The sequence below is a fragment of the Bradyrhizobium sp. UFLA05-125 genome, from assembly GCF_059803515.1.
In genome coordinates this window covers 211,916-231,466 of sequence record NZ_JBANBJ010000005.1, presented here as the reverse complement: position 1 = coordinate 231,466, position 19,551 = coordinate 211,916, and the positions used below count along the sequence as shown (strand labels likewise).

Below are 19,551 nucleotides of genomic sequence, written 5' to 3'. Positions count from 1 at the left end.
GTGGGATGGGTGTACGAGATTTCGTCGGGTCTGGACCGGCTGGGGATGGCGCGTCGTCCCGGTGAACGTCTGCTGGTGAGATGCCGTGTTGTCGGCGGTGGCGCCAGAGGGCTCACCGCCGATCCGCGGGTTTTCAACCACGCCGGTCTGCGTGGCGTTTAGACGCTGCCGCGCAGCGCGGCATTGTGGATTGCGGGAGCACGTTAATCTTTTCTTAACCATGCGCGTCCAGCCTCGTCCACGGTGGGGATCGGTCATCCTTTTGGGCGGGGGCTCGATGGAGGAGACGAGATGCGCGGGCAAGAGATACAGCCCGAGGCCAACCTGCTATCGGCTTTTGCGCTGATGATCGTCGGCGCCTTGGCTATGGGCCTGCCGATGGCTCTGGTCATCATTTGGCTCTGTTCCTGACAAGGAACCAACGACTGTGATGTCGGCCTTGACAGGCTTCCCGCATTCACCGTTCGGCCAGATCGGATAAAAAAGCCCCCGGAGCTGGAATTCTCCGGGGGCGTTTCGGATGTGTGAGGTTGGGTACGTCCGCCAGCCCTCACCACGATCCTAGACTTGACCATGACCGCACTTGATCTTGTGCAGGATGCGGCAGCGATGCGTCATTGTTGTGAAGTCGGTTGCGATGAATCCGCGCCGACACAGCCGCCTGGCGACCGTCACGTCCTTTGTCTCCCCCGAAAGGCTTTCAATTTTCGCCCGTCAGATGTTTCAGCATCGCGTCGCAGGCCGCCATCGCCTGATCGAATGTCTTGAACGGCGAGCCGAAGACCCTGATCGCGCCACGGCTCGGGGCAACCGGCCGCCATGACGCGACATAGCCGGCGCTTCCGTGAAAACCGGTCCCGGTGGGACTTTCGAAACTGATCACGAACGAAAAGCCGTCGCTGCTCGCGCTCCATATCTCCATGTGCTCGACGGCACGGTGGAACTGCAGGGACATGGCAGTGCAGCCAATCAGTCCTCGTCTGCAGTTCCGCGCCGCAGCCGCAGCCCGGACGAACTGACCCAGCGCTCGACGTTCAATCGCAAGTCGTCACGCTCTTTGGCCAACGGCAGCTTCTCCGCGGCCGCAAACAACTTCGCGATCTCGGGAGGCAAATCCTGTGGTTTCTCCACCATCACTCAGCCTTGCCGGTGTTGAGTGCTCATTTCAAAACACAACCCCCACGTGCGGCAAGTGTACTTTGTGCCATCGGCCCTTGGTACGGACGATAACAAAGGCGATGATCGCGTTGCTCAACGTGTGGCGGATGGCCGGGGATCAGGATCGCAGCCCCGATACATCCCATGCAGCTGTTTGCCTTCGAGGAAAACTGTACGGGGAGTCAGACCTCCGCGACTATCGAGCCACTGCTGAATTGGCGAGGGATACATCGAATACAGCATCCGGGTCGCTCCGCGATCCGTAAAGGTGCGCCCATTCCTGCCGAAGTCCCATGCAGCATGAAAGGCAAGTCTCGCTCTGGAAGTCACGCAGATGTTGTCCGGAGCAATCGTTGCAAGGACGATTGTGCAGGCGGAGGCGCAAAGGCCGTCGATGACGACCGATTGACGCGAGGCGCGTAATTTCTCGTATCTTTCGATGTAGTGGCCAATCTGTCCGCCTCGATCATTCGTAATGCGAACCACGGCATGGCTCGGTCCCGTGCCAGTGAGTAAGAGCATTCCCGCGACGACCCCTGCCGGAACTCTCATGCTGCTCGCTCGACGAATGTGATGCCGATCCGCTGGCAAGATGATGGTGCGACAATTTGGGATGCTTTCGGTTCTGAGAATGTTGACCTAAGTCAACGAACCTGCACGGCGGCAACCCAGGGTTCCCACCCTGATTTGAGCAGCCATACGCGTAGGCTGGGTTGGCCCAAGGCATAACCCACCTCGTCTTCCGTGCGCTAAACAAAACGATGGGTTACGCTTCGCTAACCCCACCCCACGGCGCCTCGCTCGCAGCACGCCACGAATGGACCTTGTCGCGTCAGCAGTTCGATCCCAAGTCGTTACTGCACGAAATCAACGCGACACGGGTGACACATGGCCGACAAGATATCGCTCGCCGAAAAGCTCGCGACCTTCGGGGATTTCTGGTCGCCGCGCACCGTCGCCACCTTCAACGACTGCGACGTGATGGTGGTGAAGGTGAAGGGAGAATTCACCTGGCACAAGCACGATGACACCGATGATTTCTTTCTCGTCCTGAAGGGCAGCCTCGACATCGAATTGCGTGATCGCACGGTCACGCTCAAGCCGGGTGAGCTCTACATCGTCCCCCAGGGGGTCGAACATCGGCCCATGGCGCGTGAAGAGGTTCATCTTCTGTTGATTGAGCCGACCGGCACGCCGAACACCGGTGACAAGGCGACTGCGGCTCCACGCAAGCTCGCCTGAACGGCAGATTGCTCCATCTGACGCTAATCCCGAAAGGTCGCCAGCTTGCTGAAGCCGCCAAGTAGCCTTGCTTTGGCCTGCGCAACATAGTCCCGCGCCGCACGGCTCAAGGCGCGGACGACCCGCCAAGCCTCGGTTGCTTGCAACCACGCCCTCACCTCGGCGAACTTCCCATAGGCCCAGGCAAAAGCCGGAATCCTCATCAGCTTGTCACGCGTGAGATGGAACAGGCGCTCGACCAGAACGAGCTTGAGCAGTTCGCCGATGATGAACGCCACCGCGCCGCTGACAAACTGCCCCGTTGCGGCGAGGTAGGCTGCGATGGGCTTGATCGGCTCGAGGATGATCACAGGCACGGAAAACAGGGCGAGCGACGGATAAGGCGGCAGCGATCTGATCCAGGCCCGCAACCGCTTGAATTCCAGGTGCCGCCCAAGCCAGCGCGATATGGGCCTCGCCACGGCCATGAAAACCGCGTCCACCAGGAAGTAGACGGCAGCAAGGATGTAAGTGACGGGTTCCAGGATACGCTTCACAGTCATTCTCCCGCCAAGTGAAAGTCGGAACTTGGACCTAAGTTTCACCCCGGCGTGGACATCTCGCGGATTCCTGATGGAACTTTCAGGGCGGCGAAGCCTTTCTCCGCGTCTCCGCTCTTCTTATTCCACCAACTCCGGCCACGGCACGATGGTCGATTTCACCGTTTTCATCGCCATCGCGTCCGCCACAGCCTGCGCGACGCCCTGTTCCGTGAACGGATAGATCGTCTGCATCTTCAGCCATGGATATTTGCCCGCCGTGCGGTAGAGCATGTCGACGCCGAGCGGCAGATCGTTGCCGGTAAAGCCCCAGGAGCCCAGCACGTTGAGGTCCTTGGTGCAGATGCGATGCCAGGAGGTCTCGATCGATCCGGCATCCGTGAACTGGCCCATCTCGACATAGGTTCCGCCATCGCGCAGCATTTCGACGCCTTCGGGGCCGGCCGAGGGGTGGCCAGAACAGTCCATCACGAGATCGGCACCGAAACCGCCGACGATGTCGCGCACGGCCTTGATGCGATCTTGCGGCGTCTTCAGCTCCTCGATGTTCACCGTCGTCTCCGCGCCGAACTCGCGCGCCAGCTTGAGCCGCGGCTCTTCCGGCGCGCCGACGCAGACTACGCGTCCCGCTCCCATCTCCCGCGCAGCCGCGACCGCCAGAATGCCGATAGGACCCGACCCCTGGATCACGACCGTGTCGCCCCAGGTGAAGCCACCGGCGCGACTCGCGCGGTTGAAGGCGCGGATGCAGGACGTCAGCGGCTCGGACAGCGCGCCGAGCCGCAGCGACATGTCGTCGGGCAGCTTGTAGATCTTGGTGCCCGGCAGCATGTCGAGATCGACATAGACATATTCGGCCCAGCCGCCCCACAGATGCGGCGCCTTGTCGAAGCCGAGATAGCGGCCGTAATAGACCGGCGTCAGGCACTTGTTGGCCGTCGCCGGATAATGGATGCAGTAGTAGCAATGGCCGCAGGGCATCAGCGGCGGGATCATCACTTTCGATCCGACGCGGAGCGGCTTGCTCATGAAATCTTCGGTGAACTCCTCGCCGCATTCGACGATGACGCCGCCGAGCTCATGTCCGAGCGTGAACGGCCAGGGCAATGGTTTGGGCCAATGCCCCTTGAGAATGTGCAGGTCGGTGCCGCAGACGCCGCAGGCGCCGACCTTGATCAGCGCCGCTTTCCTCCCGACCTTCGGCCACGGCACGGTGCGGATGACAGGTTCACTGCCCGGCCCGGCGTGTGTGCATACGCGGATTGACTCCATGGCTATTTCCTCACTGCCCGTCTTGTGTTGAATGTCGCAGGCTGCGATGGAGCCTATGTGAGGTTCAACGCGATGCCAACCGCGGCGCCAGCGGAGCTGGCGCATGGAGCGGAATGCGGGGCCGCCTGCTCCCGGATTTCGCTCCGCTCCATCCGGGCTGCAAGGCCGCTCGACGAAGGTGTCAGACTGTAATCCCCGCCAAATTCTTACCCAGGTCATCGATTGAATATTCACAACCCCACGAAACCGGCGGCTGCACCGAGTTCGTTCGCAGCAATGCAGTCGCGCCCCTATCGGGCGCAGTTCGTGGCTTACGTGCTGGCCATGATGGCCGACAACATCGAGCACGTGATCAGTTATTGGGTGGTGTTCCAGAAATTTCACTCCCCGGCGCTGGCTGGCTTTGCGGTGCTGTCGCACTGGTTGCCGTTCCTGCTGTTCTCCGTCGCGACCGGCAGCCTCGCCGACCGCTTCGATCCGCGCCGCATCATCCAGTGCGGGATGCTGCTGTTCATCGTTGCCTCCACCGGATGGGGCATCTTCTTCATCACCGATACGATCCAGATGTGGCACGCGATGCTGCTGCTGGTCATCCATGGCTGCGCGGGCGTCCTGTGGCAGACGCCGAACCAGCTCCTGCTCTACGACCTCGTTGGACCTGCCGATCTGCCGAGCGCGGTGCGGCTGAATGCGATGGCGCGCTATCTCGGCATCCTGGTCGGCCCTGCCGTGGGCGCCGTCATCATGCTGACGCTGGGCGCCTCGCACGGCATCATCTTCAATACGTTGTTCTACCTGCCCATGCTGCTCTGGCTGTTCTGGGCGCCCGCGCGGGACAAAAGCGTCGCAGCGGGGCGCTTCGCCGTCCGCGGCTTGGCCGACATCGTGCTGACGATCCGCTCCATCGGCACGCAGCCGGTGCTGACTGCGATGACATGGCTGGCCGGGCTCACATCCTTCATGATCGGCAACGCCTACCACGCGCAGATGCCGGGCTTTGCCGGCGATCTCGGCCATGGCGATCCCGGCGTGTCCTACAGCGTGCTTCTGGCGGCCGACGCCGCTGGCGCGCTGCTCGCCGGCATCGCGCTGGAATCGTGGGGACGGCTCAAGGGCACGCCGCGGACCGCGATCTCGTTGGCTATGCTGTGGAGCATCTCGCTGCTCGCCTTCGCGTCCGTGCGGATCTATCCGCTGGCGATCGTGCTGCTGTTTGCCGCGGGCTTCTTCGAGCTGTCGTTCAACACCATGGCGCAGGCGCTGGTGCAGCTCAACGCGCCGGCCGATATCCGCGGACGCGTCGTCGGCCTGTTCAATATGGCCGGGCTCGGAATGCGGGCCTTCAGCGGCATCACCGTCGGCCTGTTCGGCGCGGCGATCGGCATTCACTGGTCGCTCGCCCTGTCGGCCGCCGTCCTGCTGGCGCTGCTGCTCGTCCTTTATTGGCGCGCGACGCAGAAGGGATAGACCGTCCCAGCTCGAGGGACCTCCTGTCCGTTGACACGCCTCTCTCGCCGGCCCACGCTGACTGCAAAAGTCTCAACGGGGTGAGACGTTGCGCAATCGCTGGGGCATTCTTGCAATCCTGTTCACGGTGCGCCTCACCATGGCGTTCCAGTTCCAGAGCGTGGCTGCGGTCGCACCGCTCCTGGAACAGACCTTTGGCATCGGAATTGCCGACATCGGCCTCCTGATCGGTCTCTACTTCACACCGGGCATCGTGCTGGCGCTGCCCGGCGGCGCGGTCGGCGCACGGTTCGGCGACAAGAGCACCGCGCTCGTGGCCCTTGCCTTGATGATGACCGGCAGCTTCGCGATGGCGCTCGCGGGCGACTGGAGTTCGCAGATCGCAGGCCGGCTGATCGCCGGTGTCGGCGGCGTGCTGCTGAGCGTGCAGCTCACCAAGATGACCACGGACTGGTTCGCGGGCAAGGAGATCGCAACCGCCATGGGCATTGTCATCAATTCCTGGCCAACGGGAATCGCACTCTCGCTCCTGACATTGCCCGCGATTGGCACGGCGGGCGGCACCGGCGCGGTGTTCATGACCGTCTGCGCCGTGCTCGCCATAGGTATCGTCCTGATGCTGCTCTACCGGCCCCCGCCCGAGAGCGGGACGGCAGCGACGACATCGGCACATCTCGATCGGCCGACGGTGACCGCGGTGATGATCGCCGGCGCGATCTGGGGCCTGTTCAATGTCGGCTTTGCCATGATCCTGTCGTTTGGCCCGTCGCTGCTGGTCGAGCGAGGGTGGACCGTGGCGGCGGCAGGCTCTGTGATCAGCCTCGCTTTGTGGATCTCGGCCGTCTCCGTCCCGCTCGGAGGTGTTCTGGCCGACCGGACCGGGCGGCCGCTCATCCTGCTCGTCGGCGGCAGCCTCGCCCTTGCGCTGCTGCTGGTGCTTTTGACCCGATCCGGTGCCGTGATCGCGACCGTTATCGCGATTGGTCTCGCCTCTGGCCAGCCGGCCGGACCGATCATGAGCCTGCCGGCGCGCGTGCTCGCACCGCGGACGCGCGCGATCGGGATGGGACTCTTCCTCACCGTGTTCTATTCCGCAATGATGCTCGGACCAGTGGTCGCCGGACGGCTCGCCGGCTGGGCCGGAAGCGCGGCGGCGGCCCTCGATCTTGGCGCCGTCGCGTTGCTCGCCTGCCCACCTCTATTATGGCTTTTCGAGCGCGTCGCCGCCCAGCGCGCGCAGCCCACCTGACCTATTCTGAACGTCTCGCCCATCCCGCTAACGGCGCGTTAACCCTGTGCGCCTTAGGGTCGTTGGGACTCCGCCCGGGGGTCGGGTAGTGAAAATGGCGTTGGCGAACAAAAAATTTCTTCCTGCCGCCGAAGAGCGTCGGCGTTTCCAGCGGGTGAAAGTACATCTGCTCGGCCGCTATATGCTGCCGGACCGCCGTGAATTCCCCTGCCAGGTGATCAACATGTCACCGGGCGGCCTCGCTTTGCTCGCCCCAGGCATCGGCAATGTCGGCGACCGTGTGGTCGCCTATCTCGACCATATCGGCCGCGTCGAGGGCAAGATCACCCGGATCATCGACAACGGCTTCGCCATGACGATCGGGGCAACGCCCCGCAAGCGCGACAAGCTCGCGGCCCAGCTTACCTGGCTTGCCAACCGCGACATCCTCAATCTGCCGGAGGATCGCCGCCACGACCGTATCGTACCTCGCAACCCGATCGCGGTGCTCACGCTCGAGGACGGCACCAAGATGACCTGCCGTATCATCGACCTGTCGCTGTCCGGCGCCGCCATTGCCGCAGAGAACCGGCCTCCGCTGAAATCGCAGGTCATGCTCGGCCGCGTCCAGGGCCGCGTGGTCAGAAATCTCGAGGATGGCTTCGCGCTGGAGTTCGTTCACGAGCAGCCGGTCGAGACTCTCGAAGAGAGCGTTACCGCGCGGTAAAGCGCAATCGCCTGAAAAATCCAGCAATCGAACCGAAAAGGCGGCCTCCGCAACGCGGACGCCGCCTTTTTTACATCTCGCGCGCGAGCGCGTGCCGGTTAATGCGGGCGACAGCGCAGCGCAAAAACGCTGAGTTCTCCGGACCTAGCGCGTTAACGTCTACAATTTTATTCAATTCCAGTATTCTCAAATTTTAGTCAAATTCTGCTCAAGTCTAAATCGAATTCAGCGCTCGTTTTACTTGCATTCGTCTCGAATTGACTTGGCCCATTTAGCGGCAACGCAAAAGCTTCGTGCGAATTGTGGTCCCAACAAGAAACGGGGGCCACGATGTTCGACTTCAGGGGACAGGGGAAAGAGCTGGCGGTTGCCGCCATGCTCTTCGGGATCAGCGCAACGGCGCAGGCCGGCGAAGGCCGCCTGCTCTATGCGAGCCTCGGCGACAATACGCGTGCGCCGATCGGCTGGGTCGAGTTCTGTGCCGACAATGCTGCCCAATGCCAGGGCGGTCCGTCGCAGCCGCGCGACATCGTGATGTCGCAGACGGCATGGCGCGATCTGCTGAAGGTCAATCGCTGGGTCAACGAGACCGTGAAGCCTTTGACCGACATGGAGCACTGGGGCGTGATCGAGAAGTGGTCGTTGCCGACCGACGGTTACGGCGACTGCGAGGACTATGTGCTGTTGAAGCGCAAGATGCTGATCGATGCCGGATGGCCGCGCGAGGCCCTGCTGATCACCGTGGTGCGCGACAAGAAGGGTGAAGGACACGCGGTGCTGACGGTCAAGACCGACAAGGGCGAGTTCATTCTCGACAATCAGAACGAGAATGTCGTCGCCTGGACCGAGACCGGCTACCGCTTCGTCAAGCGCCAGTCGCAGAGCGATCCCAACGTCTGGGTTTCGCTCGGCGATACCAAGCCGGCGGTTTCTACCGCCAGCGCCAAGGATCAATAGTTAGCAAGGAACGAGTTACGCGACCCGGTCACATCCCCACCCCTCCCCGTCCCAGACCGGTTCGCGCGCGGCCAGCCATCCCCCAATGGCTGGCCGCAATCTTTTTGGGCCAGCGATAACTGCTTCCCGCAACTCCATCCCTCGTAGAGACAGCTTGGCATTCGATTCGAATGGCCACAAACTGGCTTTGCCGATCAGCCGCATTTGTGAACTTTCGATGGTCCAGACAGAAGCGCCCGGTGCGCAGCGCACCCGAAAAATGGGAGCGCGCCAGATCTACGAAGCGCTCAGGGAGCAGATCCTGGCACGCGTGTACGGCGCCGATGGGCTGCTGCCCTCGTCCCGCGCGCTTGCCGGAGAGCTCGGCGTATCGCGCTCGACCGTGACGGTTGCCTACGAGCAACTCGCGGCGGAGGGCTTCATCGACGTCCGGCATGGCGCAAGGCCGCGCGTTGCGAGAGCTGTTGCCGAAACCCGGACCGTGGACGCCAGGTCGCCGTCGTCGCGAAAGGCGCGACTGTCGAGCTACGGCGAGCGATTGAGACAATTCACGCCGCGCCCCAGGGACCAAGCTCGCAAGCTCATCGCGAACTTTCGCTACGGTGATCTCTCACCGACGGACTTTCCGGTGCTGGCGTGGAAGAGAGCCATGGCCGCAGCGATCACGCAGCGGCCGGAAAAACTGACCTACGACGATCCTTGCGGCTCGCGGCGGCTGCGGACGGCACTGCAAGGCTATCTCTGGCGGTCGCGGGCGGTGCGATGCGAGGTTGATCAGATCATCGTCGTGAACGGCTCGCAGCAGGGGCTAGATCTGTGCGCGCGGCTTCTGCTCGATGGCGGCGACCGGTTCATCATGGAAGATCCCGGCTACCTGATGGCACGTCATGTCTTCTCGGTCACCGGGGCGCTCGCAGTCTCAATTCCGGTGGACGCGGACGGGCTGGATACCGAGCAGCTTGCGAAGATCGAAGCACGGCTGGCTTACGTGACGCCGTCGCATCAGTTTCCGCTTGGCGGCGTCATGCCAATCGGGCGCCGGCACCAATTGCTCGCCTGGGCAAGAAAGTTCGACGCCTACGTGATCGAGGACGACTACGACAGCGAGTACCGCTACGACACCAAACCTGTCCCCCCGCTGCACGCTCTCGAAGGCAGCGAGAACGTCATCTATCTCGGGACGGTCTCCAAGACGCTCTCCCCCACGCTGCGGATCGGCTATCTCGTCGTGCCGCAAGGACTCCAGTCCGTTTTCGTCGCAGCCAAGCAGCTCATGGACAGGCACACACCGCTGGCCGAGCAGGACGCACTCGCGACGATGCTCGATACCGGCGCATATGACCGCCATGTCAGGCGCGTCCGGCGACGCAATGGCGAGCGCCGGCACATTCTCCTCGATGCCCTGCGTCGCAGATTTGGCGAGCGAATCCAGATCGACGGCGCCGCGGCCGGCTTGCACGTCGTGGTCTGGTTTCGCGATCTCCCCCGCACGTCCGAAGCGGCGCTGATTGAAGCCGCTCTCGCCAAAGGGATCGGCATCTACCCCGTTTCGCCGCTATTCGATCAACGGCAGCAGGCGCGCCGGCCTGGACCGAATGTCGTCGGGCTCGTCATGGGCTACGCCGCGCTGGAGGCCCGCCAGATCGAGCGCGGCTGCCAGCTCCTGGCTGTCGTGGTGGATCAACTGCGCTCGACGCGTCGCTAAGCGCAGGTCGCGACAACTGGATCACCAAAATCTTCGATAACTGGTAGTTTCCAGCCTACCAGCTCGAGGGGTATCTCCGGGCCGAGAACGGAGAACCGCCATGTATGTGCCCCCTGCCTTCAGGGATGACGATATCGAGAGCATCCGCGCAACTATCCGCTCCGCCCGCCTCGCCAATCTGATCACGGCGACTGCTGAAGGGCCGGTCGCGACACCCCTACCGCTCTTCCTGGATGAGACCGAAGGCGAGCGCGGCGTGCTGTACGGACACCTGGCGAAGGCCAATCCGCAATGGCGTGCCGCGCCAACCGGTGAGGCTCTCGCGATCTTCATGGGTCCGGAAGCCTATGTGACGCCTTCCTGGTACGTCACCAAGCAGGAAACCGGAAAGGTGGTGCCGACATGGAATTATATCGCAGTCCACGCCTATGGCCCGGTTGAGTTCTTCGAGGAGAGCGAACGTCTGCTCGAGGTGGTCACGCGGCTGACCAACCTGCATGAGGCGTCGCGCCCCAAGCCCTGGGCTGTCGGCGAAGCACCTGCCGATTTCATCGCCGCGCAGCTGCGCGGGATCGTCGGTGTGCGCATCCCCGTGAGCCGGTTCGAAGGCAAACGCAAGATGAGCCAGAACCGTCCCGCCGCCGACCGCACCGGCGTTGCTGCCGGCCTCGCGACAAGCGAGAATCTGCGGGATCGGGAAGTGTCCTCCCTTATTCCGGTCGAGACCTAGGGCGCGCGTGGCGGCGAAAGCCGCCACCCTTTCGGGTACGTGACGCCGCCTGGGAACCGAAACCTTTTTAACATAGGTGAATTGAGAATGGGGGCTCGCGAGCGGTGTGAGGCGAGCCATGCAGTTCCTGTCGCCGGGTGACGTGTTTCTGATGTCGGTGATCACCGGCCTCGTTTTCCTCGTCGAGGTCGGATTTTTCATTCTATTCGGCATCATTTGACGTCAGCGCGAAAACTGTTCCGAAGAACGGAACAGCCGACCTCCGAGATCGTTCAATTGCGGCTGGAGGATCTCCACCATGCGCGTAATCGATCGCGTGTCGCTTCGCAGTCCGACTGAGCTTCGCAGCCGCATCGTAGACGAGCACATCGCCCAATCGTTTGCGCAGTTACGCATCTCGTTGGACCTCCTGAAGCACAAAGTGCCGAGGACATGGGGATGGATCGACTATCGTGCCTATGTAATGCAGCCTGGCGGACATATTGCCGGCCGCATTGATCTTACATGCGCCGACGACGCAACCGCGAAATTGAAAGCGGAGATGCTGGCAGGTCACGAGGTGATAGAGCTATGGCAGGGTTTTCGTCGCGTCGCTCGCTTTGAGCCGACGCATTTTGCGCCCGAGCTTGAAGAGACATGAAAAATCCCTCGCCCGGAATGCGCAGGGCCCTGCGTCAGGCTCAGCTCTACGGGCATCTCATTGTCCGAAACGACAGGCTGTATCACCCAGGAGGCAATCATCCGATTTGCTCCGTTCAGACCGCGCGGGAGATGGTCAGGTCCGGGTGGATGAGGAAGCGAAACGGCGAATACGAGATCACACAAGACGGACAGCTCGCCGTCGATAGTGAAAGCTTGCATTGACGCCGGTCCTCGGGCCTGGGCCCACCGACCGCCGGAGGCTCGCGATCCGCGCTTCAGGCGCCAAGCACGTCGGAAAGCCGCGGTTCGTCAGCGGCCGGCTCTTTCAGAAACAGCTCGGCCTCGATCTCCGTGAGATGTGACAGCATCAGTTCGCGCGCCTGCGACTTGTCCTGCCTGCGGATCGCGGAGACGATCTCGGCATGATGGCTGGTGCCGCAGGCGGGCGTGTCGTGGCGGCGATAGAGCAGGATGATCAGCGAGGAGCGCGCGATCAGCTCCTTGAGAAAGCCGGCATAGATGCTGTGACCGGACATCTCGGCGACCAGCCGGTGAAACTCGCCGGACAGCCGGATCGAGGCCCTGGCGTCGCCGCGGGTTTCCGCCGCATGCTCTTCGGCGAGATGTTGTTGCAGGCGCTCAAGCCAATCCGGCGATACCGCGTCGATGGCGTGATCGACGATCGATGGCTCGATCAGCCGCCGCGCCTGGAACACCTCGCGCGCATCGGCCGGCGTCGGCCGCGCAACGAATGCGCCGCGATTCCGCTCGATGCTGACGATCCCCTCATGCGCGAGCCGGTGCAGCGCGGTGCGGACCAGGGTGCGACTCGCGCCGTAGATCTCACCGATTTCGTCTTCGCCGAGCTTGGTGCCCGGCAGCAGCCGATGCTCGAGGATCGCTGTCGTGACACCCTCCCGGATACGGCTGACGCGGTCGCTGCCATTGTCTGCTGCGAGCGATGTGTCAGACTTCGGTTGAGCTTTGGCGGCCATAGACTTTGGCTTGTTGTATGTGGGCTCGTTGATTTGGGGCTCGATCGTCAAATCAGGCTGCAAAGGTTAGTCGACCAGCCGTATCCAATGACAGGCGAAACTTTATACAATCCCTGACCATTTTGTGTGCACGATGCACCGTAGCGGCCACCGCCGCACCGCTCGGATTTGCGGTCTCCGGGCTAACGATCTGACATTGCTAGGCAGTTCCAAAAAAATGCCGCGGACTTCCGCTTGGCACGGGCCTTGCCGAGGGAAGCAGTAAATCGCCCTATCCCTGGGAGCCCCATGGCCCTTCCCGCCGCCCTCGAACTGGTCTCGGTCACCAAGCGCTATGACACGACGCTGGCGGTCGACAGCGTCAACCTCAAGATTCCGGCCGGCACCTATTGCTGCCTGCTCGGTCCCTCCGGCTGCGGCAAGACCTCGACGCTGCGCATGATCGCCGGCCACGAGGCGGTCAGCGAGGGTGACATCATCCTCGGCCCCCACAACGTCACCGACCTGCCGCCGGCCAAGCGCGGCACGGCGATGATGTTCCAGTCCTATGCGCTATTTCCGCATCTCACCGTGCTCGACAACGTTGCCTTCGCGCTGAAGATGCGCGGCATCGATCGCGCGACGCGTCACAAGCGCGCCGGCGAGCTGCTCGAACTGGTGGCAATGACGCCCTATGCCGCGCGCCTGCCGGCGCAGCTCTCGGGCGGCCAGCAGCAGCGCGTGGCGCTTGCCCGCGCCCTGATCACCGAGCCTCAGATCCTGCTGCTCGACGAGCCGCTCTCTGCGCTCGATCCGTTCCTGCGCGTCAGGATGCGCGGCGAGTTGAAGCGGCTTCAGCGCGAGCTGGGCATCAGCTTCATCCAGGTCACGCACGGCCAGGAAGAGGCGATGGCGCTCGCCGACCACATTGTGGTCATGAACCAGGGACGCATCGAGCAGCAGGGCAGCGCCCGCGACATCTTCCACCATCCGCGCACCGAGTTCGTCGCGCGCTTCATCGGCGGACACAACGTGCTCTCGGATGCCGGCCAGATGATCGCGGTTCGCGCCGATCAGCTCGGCATCAAGCCGATCGCGGACGGCGCCTTCGGCGCGCCAGCGCTTTTGACCGAGACCGAGTACCAGGGCTCCTATGTCGCCGTCTCGCTCACGCTCGACGACGGCACCGCCCTGTTCTCCCATGTTCCCGAGGCCACCTTCGACGCCCACCCCTTCCGTCCAGGCGATCGCGTGCTGGCCACCTGGGATCCCGCCAAGGCGCAGCGTCTGCAATAGCGCCATCCAGTCCAGAAAATGCGCAACACAGAGGAGTGACCGACATGACAGAGACGACGAGGAAGACCGGCGTCAGCCGCCGCACATTGTTGAAGGGGACCGCGGGCCTCGCAGGTTTCGCCGCCGGCTCCGGCGCCATCACCGGCTTCCCCTACGTGATGTCGGCCGAGCCGAAAGTGCTGCGCTATCTCGGCACCGCCGTGAACGAGGGCGATGACATCTCCAAGCAGTGCCTGAAGGACACCGGCATCAAGATCGAATACATCACCGCGACGACCGATGACGTCACCAAGCGCGTGATGACCCAGCCGAACTCCTTCGACGTGCTCGACACCGAATATTTCTCGCTGAAGAAGCTCGTGCCCTCCGGCAACATCCTTGCCCTCGACGCCAAGAAGATCAAGGAATTCGACAACATCACTCCCGTCTTCACCAAGGGCGAGACGCCCGGCGGCAAGAAGATCGGCAATCAGGGCACCGCGCCATGGAAGGTGCTCTATCTCGAAGGCAAGGACTCCAAGACCTTCGCCAAGTCGGCGACCGAATTCGTGACGCTGATCCCGACCGTCTACAACGCCGACACGCTCGGCATCCGTCCCGATCTCATCAAGCGCCCGATCAGCTCGTGGGCCGAGCTGCTCAATCCCGAGTTCAAGGGCAAGGCCTCGATCCTCAACATCCCCTCGATTGGCATCATGGATGCGGCGATGGTCGTGGAAGCCACCGGCAAGTACAAATATGCCGACAAAGGCAACATGACCAAGGAAGAGATCGATCTCACCATGAAGGTGATGACCGAAGCCAAGAAGGCCGGTCAGTTCCGCGCCTTCTGGAAGGACTTCAACGAGAGCGTCAACCTGATGGCGTCGGGTGAGACCGTCATCCAGTCGATGTGGTCGCCGGCCGTGACCAAGGTCCGCTCCATGGGCATCGCCTGCACCTTCCAGCCGCTGAAGGAAGGCTACCGCTCGTGGGCCTCGGGCTTCTGCGTCTCCAAGGGCGTGTCGGGCGCGAAGCTCGACTGGGCCTACGAGTTCGTCAACTGGTTCCTGTCCGGCTACGCCGGCGCGTACCTCAACCGCCAAGGCTACTACTCCGCGGTGCTCTCGACCGCGAAGGCGCACATGGAGCCCTACGAGTGGGCCTACTGGATGGAAGGCAAGCCCGCCGAGAGGGACATCAAGGCGCCCGACGGCTCGCTGCTCGAGAAGGCCGGTGCCGTGCGCGACGGCGGTTCGTACGAGGACCGTATGGGCGGCGTCGCCTGCTGGAACGCGGTCATGGATGAGAACGACTACATGGTCCGCAAGTGGAACGAGTTCATCGCAGCGTGATGGACACGTCCGACGAGCTCTTGCAACAGGCATCCCCGGGCCTCGCCCGGGGATCGGGACAGGCGCGCCAGAAAGCGGCGCGTCTGTCGCCTTCCTTCATCTCCTGGCTGCAGGCCGGGCCGATGATGCTCGTCTTCCTCGCCTTCTTCCTGATCCCGCTGGTGTTCGTCGTCATCGTCTCCTTCTGGGACTACAACGAGTACCAGTTGCTGCCCGCCTTCTCCGGCCGCGGCTACACCGACACGTTCGAAGGCTGCATCGGGCAGCTCCCCGATCTCTGCACGATCGGCAAGACCTATGTGAAGACTTTGAAGCTGTGCTTCATGGTCTGGGCGATCACACTGTTCGTCGGCTTCTGGGTCGCCTACTTCCTCGCCTTCCATATCAAGTCCAAAACCTGGCAGATGGGCCTGTCGCTGCTCTGCACGATCCCGTTCTGGACCTCGAACGTGATCCGCATGATCGCCTGGATTCCGCTGCTCGGCCGCAACGGCCTCGTCAATTCCGGGTTGCTCAAGATCGGCGTGATCGACCAGCCGGTCGAATGGCTGCTCTATTCCGAATTCTCCGTGGTGCTCGCGCTCGTGCACCTCTTCACCTTCTTCATGGTGGTGCCGATCTTCAACTCGATGGTGCGCATCGACAAGTCACTGATCGAGGCCGCCTATGACGCCGGCGCCACCGGCTTCCAGACCCTCGTCAACGTCATCATCCCCCTTGCAAAACCCGGCATCGTGATCGGCTCGATCTTCGTCATCACCATCGTGATGGGCGACTTCATCACCATCGGCGTGATGGGCGGCCAGCAGATCGCCGCCGCCGGCAAGATCATCGAGACCCGGCTCAACGCGCTGCAATTCCCCGCGGCTGCTGCAAACGCCGTGATCCTGCTCGCGATCACCTTCCTGATCATCACCATGATGTCGCGCATCGTCGACATCCGGAAGGAGCTGTGATGAAGGAAGGACGCCCGCGCTCCTTCTACGTGCTCGCGATCTTCTTCGCGGCCTATGTGTTGTTTCTCTATGGCCCGATGATCGCGATCTACGTACTATCGTTCCAGGGCCCGCAGGGCGGCCTCACCTTCCCGATGAACGGGGTATCCACCTTCTGGCTGGCAAAGCTGTTCGAGGGTACCGGCATCGTCGATCTCGGGGCCGCCTTCCGCCGCTCGCTCCTGCTCGGGCTGGTCGTGATGGCGGTCACCGTCGTGCTGTCGGTCGCCGCGGGCATGGCGTTCCGCCGCAGGTTCAAGGCGCAGAGCATCCTGTTCTATTCGGCGATCGCGAGCCTCATCGTTCCCTCCATCATCACCTCGCTCGGCATCTCCCTGGAATTCCGCATCATCGACGATCTCATCAAGGCGCATTGGAACGAGAATTTCGAGACCTCGATGGGCCTGCTCACCTCGGGCCTAGGTGCGCATCTGACCTGGACGCTGCCGTTCGGCCTGCTCATCATGTTCGCGATCTTCAACCGTTTCGACCCCAGGCTCGAGGAAGCCGCGCGCGATCTCGGCGCGACGCCCTGGCAGACCTTCCGCCACGTCGTGCTGCCGATCATCCTGCCCTCGGTGATCGGCATCGGGCTGTTCGGCTTCACATTGTCCTGGGACGAGCTCGCCCGCTCCAGCCAGGCGATCGGATCGGTGAACACGCTGCCGCTGGATCTCCAGGGCCTCACCACCACGGTGACGAAGCCCGACATCTATGCGCTCGGCACCATCATCTCCGCGGTCTCCTTTGCGGTGATCACGCTCGCGCTCGGCACCATCCACATGCTGAACAAGCGGCAGGCCGCAAAGGGATCGGATGCCGGCAAGGGACTGGTCTGACCTGATGCGGCTCCACGTCGTCAATCCCAACACCACGGCCGCGATGACGGCAAAGATCGCCACAGCCGCCCGCGCTGTCGCCTTGCCGGACACATTGATCGATGCCCGTCAGCCCGCGATGGGCCCGGTCTCGATCGAGGGCTTCTACGACGAGGCCTTCGCCGTGCCCGGCATGCTCGGCTGCATCCGCGAGGCCGACCGCGATGGCGCGGACGCCCACATCATCGCGTGTTTCGACGACACCGGCCTCGATGCGGCGCGTGCGATCGCCAAGGCACCGGTGATCGGCATCGGTGAAGCCGCGTTCCACATGGCGAGCCTGATCGCGGCGCGCTTCTCGGTGGTGACGACGCTCGGTGTCTCCATCGTGCCGATCGAGCATAATTTGCGTAAATACGGCCTCGCCGAGCGCTGCGCCCGCGTCCGTGCCGCCGAGGTCCCCGTGCTCGCGCTCGAGGAGCGCAATGCCGATGCGCTCGGCAAGATCTCCGGCGAGATCACGGCCGCGATCCGCGAGGACCGCACGGAGGCCTTCGTGCTCGGCTGCGCCGGCATGGCCGACCTCGCCGGCGAGCTAGCGACCAAGCATGGCCTCCCGGTCGTCGACGGCGTCGCCGCAGCCGTCCCACTCGCCGAGGCGCTGGTGCGGCTGGGACTGAAAACGTCGCGGCTGGGGCCCTATGCGTCGCCGCGGGCGAAGACGTATTCGGGACCGCTGAGCGGCTTTCAACCCTGAATCCCGCGGCCCTTGCGGCCATATTCGGCCGCAACGGCCTTTTTTTGCCCCCGCAGCCTCTTTTTGGTCCTATTTCCTGCCGAAATGTAATGTTTTCGGGACGCCCCGGCGGCCGTTGCCGCTGGTCTTCGCCACTTCAGTTCATTTTTTGGGCTTTGTCAGCGATGATTGATCTCGCACCGCGCGACGCGCGAACCAGCGCCTTGACCCGTCTCGGCAGCCAGCCGATCGCGCTCACGGCTGCGACCTTGCTCCTGCTCGTCACCGGGGTCACCTCGATCGCGATCTGGCGCGTCTATAGCGGCACCGCCCCGGAGTCCCACCGGGTGGTCACCGCCCGGCTGCTGCAGGCCCGCACGGCGCAGGCTTCCGAGCAGCTCGTCGAGAAGACCCGGGGACTGGAAGCCACCCAGCAGGAATCCATCGACCAGCTCCAAGTGGTGCAGGACCAGCTTCTGACGGTCAAACGCCTGCTCGCCTCGCAGCAGGCCGACACCAAGCGCCTGTCGGAGCAGGTCGCGACCCTGACCGAATCCGTCGACGGGCTCAAACAGTCCTACGCCAGCGCGCAGGCCACGGAGACCGAAACGCCGGCAGTTGGCCGCCGGAAAGCGGCGCGGCGCCATGCCAGCCTGCGCAAGCGGGGCAGATCGCGAAGCTGATTTGGCCGGCGGCGATTTGTTCCGGCCTGGTGCGCCAAAATTTTGCGTCATGTGAACTAGATCACATTCCCCCGTATGATTCCGCGTCATGCTGCGGGCTACCGGATGGCGTGAGCCAATTTCAATATCCGGGGCTGGCAAGGTCGTTGGCGGTATATTGCGTCAACGGCCTTGTTTTTTACGGCTGCTTTTCAAGCACTTAAGGGATTGGCCCATCCCTGCCGGCTCAGCAGCCGCGGCAGATGCTTTTCACCGTCTTGTCGATCTTCTTGTTCTCGGCATTGACCACCGAGTCGACTGACTTGTCTCCACTACCGGATCCCATGCCGACGGTCCCGCCGGAGGACTGTGCGGTGCCGAGGCTGTTCGTGCCGGGCGGCGGAGCAACCCCACTCGTCGCCCCGGTACCGCCCGGACCGTTGGCGGACGTCGCGCTGCTGCTTCCGCCCGTACCTCCGCTGCTTTGTGCGAACGAGGTCGTCGGCATTGCAAGGACCGCGAGACCAAGCATCGATACGAACATCGCTGCCGAAACTGTTGCAGGCAATCTCATCATCGGAAACTCTCCCTTTCGGGCACCAACGAAGGGCGCTCGGGCGCGTTCCGGAACATTTCCGTCACGCACGATTCGAAAAAGGAGGCGGCGACGATCATGCGCAAGCTGATCGCATTCGACGAGGACACGTTCGGCAAGCTCAAGCAGCTTGCGCGCGACCGCATGGAGACGCTTCAGGATCTGGCGGACGAGGCCTTCGCAGACCTCCTGGAAAAGCACGGCATACCGGCCGACCTGAAGGACGCGCTGCGCAAGAGTGCCAAGCTCGATCAGGCAAATGCCAAGCGAACCGCGCGTCCAAGATCCGGAAAGGCAAAGTCATGACGGCTGATCGCGATCCCTTCGCCGAAGGCGAGCGCGCCGCGCGCGAGAACATCCCGCGCGAGGCCAATCCCTATCAGGATGGCAGCGACGAACATGCGCTGTGGGCCGCTGGCCATGAAAAGATCGCCGGATCCCGCGAGGCCCGGGAGTCCGAAGGGAGCTGACGCG

At 63.0% G+C, this 19,551-nt stretch carries 22 protein-coding genes; 16 read left to right on the top strand and 6 right to left on the bottom strand.

Going from position 1 to position 19,551, the window contains the following annotated elements:
- Nucleotides 1-700: 700 nt before the first annotated feature.
- Nucleotides 701-955, bottom strand: coding sequence for a hypothetical protein (locus SO156_RS08855; protein WP_458145522.1), 255 nt, complete (start codon nucleotides 953-955; stop codon nucleotides 701-703).
- 14 nt (nucleotides 956-969) lie between these two features.
- Nucleotides 970-1,137 carry a hypothetical protein gene (locus SO156_RS08850; RefSeq protein ID WP_498534507.1) on the bottom strand — a complete coding sequence of 56 codons (168 nt, stop codon included), beginning with the start codon at nucleotides 1,135-1,137 and terminating at the stop codon, nucleotides 970-972.
- 909 nt (nucleotides 1,138-2,046) lie between these two features.
- Here SO156_RS08850 and SO156_RS08845 point away from each other — a divergent pair.
- Nucleotides 2,047-2,400, top strand: a complete 354-nt coding sequence (locus SO156_RS08845; RefSeq protein ID WP_498534506.1) for a cupin domain-containing protein — start codon at nucleotides 2,047-2,049, stop codon at nucleotides 2,398-2,400.
- 23 nt (nucleotides 2,401-2,423) lie between these two features.
- On the opposite strand, the gene SO156_RS08840 is transcribed toward SO156_RS08845, so the two are convergent.
- Together SO156_RS08840 and SO156_RS08835 are read right to left on the bottom strand one after the other, a co-directional pair.
- Nucleotides 2,424-2,936 carry a hypothetical protein gene (locus SO156_RS08840; protein WP_458145520.1) on the bottom strand — a complete coding sequence of 171 codons (513 nt, stop codon included), beginning with the start codon at nucleotides 2,934-2,936 and terminating at the stop codon, nucleotides 2,424-2,426.
- A 123-nt stretch (nucleotides 2,937-3,059) separates the two neighbouring features.
- The gene (locus tag SO156_RS08835) at nucleotides 3,060-4,211 is read right to left on the bottom strand and encodes a zinc-binding dehydrogenase (protein ID WP_498534505.1); all 1,152 of its coding nucleotides are present in this window, start codon (nucleotides 4,209-4,211) and stop codon (nucleotides 3,060-3,062) included.
- A gap of 228 nt (nucleotides 4,212-4,439) precedes the next feature.
- Between SO156_RS08835 and SO156_RS08830 the strand changes: the two genes are divergently transcribed.
- The 7 genes from SO156_RS08830 to SO156_RS08800 all read left to right on the top strand — a co-directional run bounded on the left by SO156_RS08830 (nucleotide 4,440) and on the right by SO156_RS08800 (nucleotide 11,665).
- The gene (locus SO156_RS08830) at nucleotides 4,440-5,678 is read left to right on the top strand and encodes an MFS transporter (protein WP_458145610.1); all 1,239 of its coding nucleotides are present in this window, start codon (nucleotides 4,440-4,442) and stop codon (nucleotides 5,676-5,678) included.
- Between the two features lie 88 nt (nucleotides 5,679-5,766).
- Nucleotides 5,767-6,927 carry an MFS transporter gene (locus SO156_RS08825; RefSeq protein WP_498534504.1) on the top strand — a complete coding sequence of 387 codons (1,161 nt, stop codon included), beginning with the start codon at nucleotides 5,767-5,769 and terminating at the stop codon, nucleotides 6,925-6,927.
- Nucleotides 6,928-7,021: 94 nt separating this feature from the next.
- The gene (locus SO156_RS08820) at nucleotides 7,022-7,633 is read left to right on the top strand and encodes a PilZ domain-containing protein (protein ID WP_027527896.1); all 612 of its coding nucleotides are present in this window, start codon (nucleotides 7,022-7,024) and stop codon (nucleotides 7,631-7,633) included.
- A gap of 330 nt (nucleotides 7,634-7,963) precedes the next feature.
- Nucleotides 7,964-8,590 (top strand): transglutaminase-like cysteine peptidase, encoded by a 627-nt coding sequence (locus SO156_RS08815; protein ID WP_458145517.1) that lies wholly within the window; start codon nucleotides 7,964-7,966, stop codon nucleotides 8,588-8,590.
- Between the two features lie 217 nt (nucleotides 8,591-8,807).
- Nucleotides 8,808-10,295: a MocR-like pyridoxine biosynthesis transcription factor PdxR gene (pdxR, locus tag SO156_RS08810; RefSeq protein ID WP_498534503.1), complete on the top strand. Its 1,488-nt coding sequence runs from the start codon at nucleotides 8,808-8,810 to the stop codon at nucleotides 10,293-10,295.
- A 100-nt stretch (nucleotides 10,296-10,395) separates the two neighbouring features.
- Nucleotides 10,396-11,025 carry an FMN-binding negative transcriptional regulator gene (locus SO156_RS08805; RefSeq protein ID WP_498534502.1) on the top strand — a complete coding sequence of 210 codons (630 nt, stop codon included), beginning with the start codon at nucleotides 10,396-10,398 and terminating at the stop codon, nucleotides 11,023-11,025.
- A 298-nt stretch (nucleotides 11,026-11,323) separates the two neighbouring features.
- Nucleotides 11,324-11,665, top strand: a complete 342-nt coding sequence (locus SO156_RS08800; RefSeq protein WP_458145515.1) for a hypothetical protein — start codon at nucleotides 11,324-11,326, stop codon at nucleotides 11,663-11,665.
- Nucleotides 11,666-11,942: 277 nt separating this feature from the next.
- On the opposite strand, the gene SO156_RS08795 is transcribed toward SO156_RS08800, so the two are convergent.
- Complete coding sequence (locus SO156_RS08795) at nucleotides 11,943-12,662, bottom strand: GntR family transcriptional regulator (protein WP_498534501.1); 720 nt, start codon at nucleotides 12,660-12,662, stop codon at nucleotides 11,943-11,945.
- Nucleotides 12,663-12,950: 288 nt separating this feature from the next.
- Between SO156_RS08795 and SO156_RS08790 the strand changes: the two genes are divergently transcribed.
- The 6 genes from SO156_RS08790 (at nucleotide 12,951) to SO156_RS08765 (ending at nucleotide 18,503) form a co-directional block, all read left to right on the top strand.
- Nucleotides 12,951-13,937, top strand: coding sequence for an ABC transporter ATP-binding protein (locus tag SO156_RS08790; protein ID WP_498534500.1), 987 nt, complete (start codon nucleotides 12,951-12,953; stop codon nucleotides 13,935-13,937).
- Between the two features lie 44 nt (nucleotides 13,938-13,981).
- Nucleotides 13,982-15,271, top strand: coding sequence for an ABC transporter substrate-binding protein (locus tag SO156_RS08785; protein ID WP_498534499.1), 1,290 nt, complete (start codon nucleotides 13,982-13,984; stop codon nucleotides 15,269-15,271).
- The gene (locus SO156_RS08780; RefSeq protein ID WP_498534515.1) at nucleotides 15,271-16,227 is read left to right on the top strand and encodes an ABC transporter permease; all 957 of its coding nucleotides are present in this window, start codon (nucleotides 15,271-15,273) and stop codon (nucleotides 16,225-16,227) included. The genes SO156_RS08785 and SO156_RS08780 overlap by 1 nt, the downstream gene beginning before the upstream one ends.
- Entirely contained in the window at nucleotides 16,227-17,105 is an 879-nt protein-coding gene (locus SO156_RS08775; RefSeq protein WP_458145511.1) for an ABC transporter permease, read from the top strand. The genes SO156_RS08780 and SO156_RS08775 overlap by 1 nt, the downstream gene beginning before the upstream one ends.
- Before the next feature lie 4 nt (nucleotides 17,106-17,109).
- A complete protein-coding gene (locus SO156_RS08770; RefSeq protein ID WP_498534498.1) occupies nucleotides 17,110-17,841 on the top strand; it encodes an aspartate/glutamate racemase family protein in 732 nt (243 codons plus the stop codon).
- Nucleotides 17,842-18,005: 164 nt separating this feature from the next.
- The gene (locus SO156_RS08765; RefSeq protein WP_498534497.1) at nucleotides 18,006-18,503 is read left to right on the top strand and encodes a hypothetical protein; all 498 of its coding nucleotides are present in this window, start codon (nucleotides 18,006-18,008) and stop codon (nucleotides 18,501-18,503) included.
- Between the two features lie 226 nt (nucleotides 18,504-18,729).
- On the opposite strand, the gene SO156_RS08760 is transcribed toward SO156_RS08765, so the two are convergent.
- Nucleotides 18,730-19,059 carry a hypothetical protein gene (locus SO156_RS08760; RefSeq protein ID WP_458145508.1) on the bottom strand — a complete coding sequence of 110 codons (330 nt, stop codon included), beginning with the start codon at nucleotides 19,057-19,059 and terminating at the stop codon, nucleotides 18,730-18,732.
- Between the two features lie 96 nt (nucleotides 19,060-19,155).
- On the opposite strand from SO156_RS08760, the gene SO156_RS08755 reads away from it, so the two are divergent.
- Both SO156_RS08755 and SO156_RS08750 read left to right on the top strand, forming a co-directional pair.
- Nucleotides 19,156-19,383, top strand: coding sequence for a hypothetical protein (locus SO156_RS08755; protein WP_458145507.1), 228 nt, complete (start codon nucleotides 19,156-19,158; stop codon nucleotides 19,381-19,383).
- Nucleotides 19,380-19,547: a hypothetical protein gene (locus tag SO156_RS08750; RefSeq protein WP_458145506.1), complete on the top strand. Its 168-nt coding sequence runs from the start codon at nucleotides 19,380-19,382 to the stop codon at nucleotides 19,545-19,547. The genes SO156_RS08755 and SO156_RS08750 overlap by 4 nt, the downstream gene beginning before the upstream one ends.
- Nucleotides 19,548-19,551 lie beyond the last annotated feature (4 nt).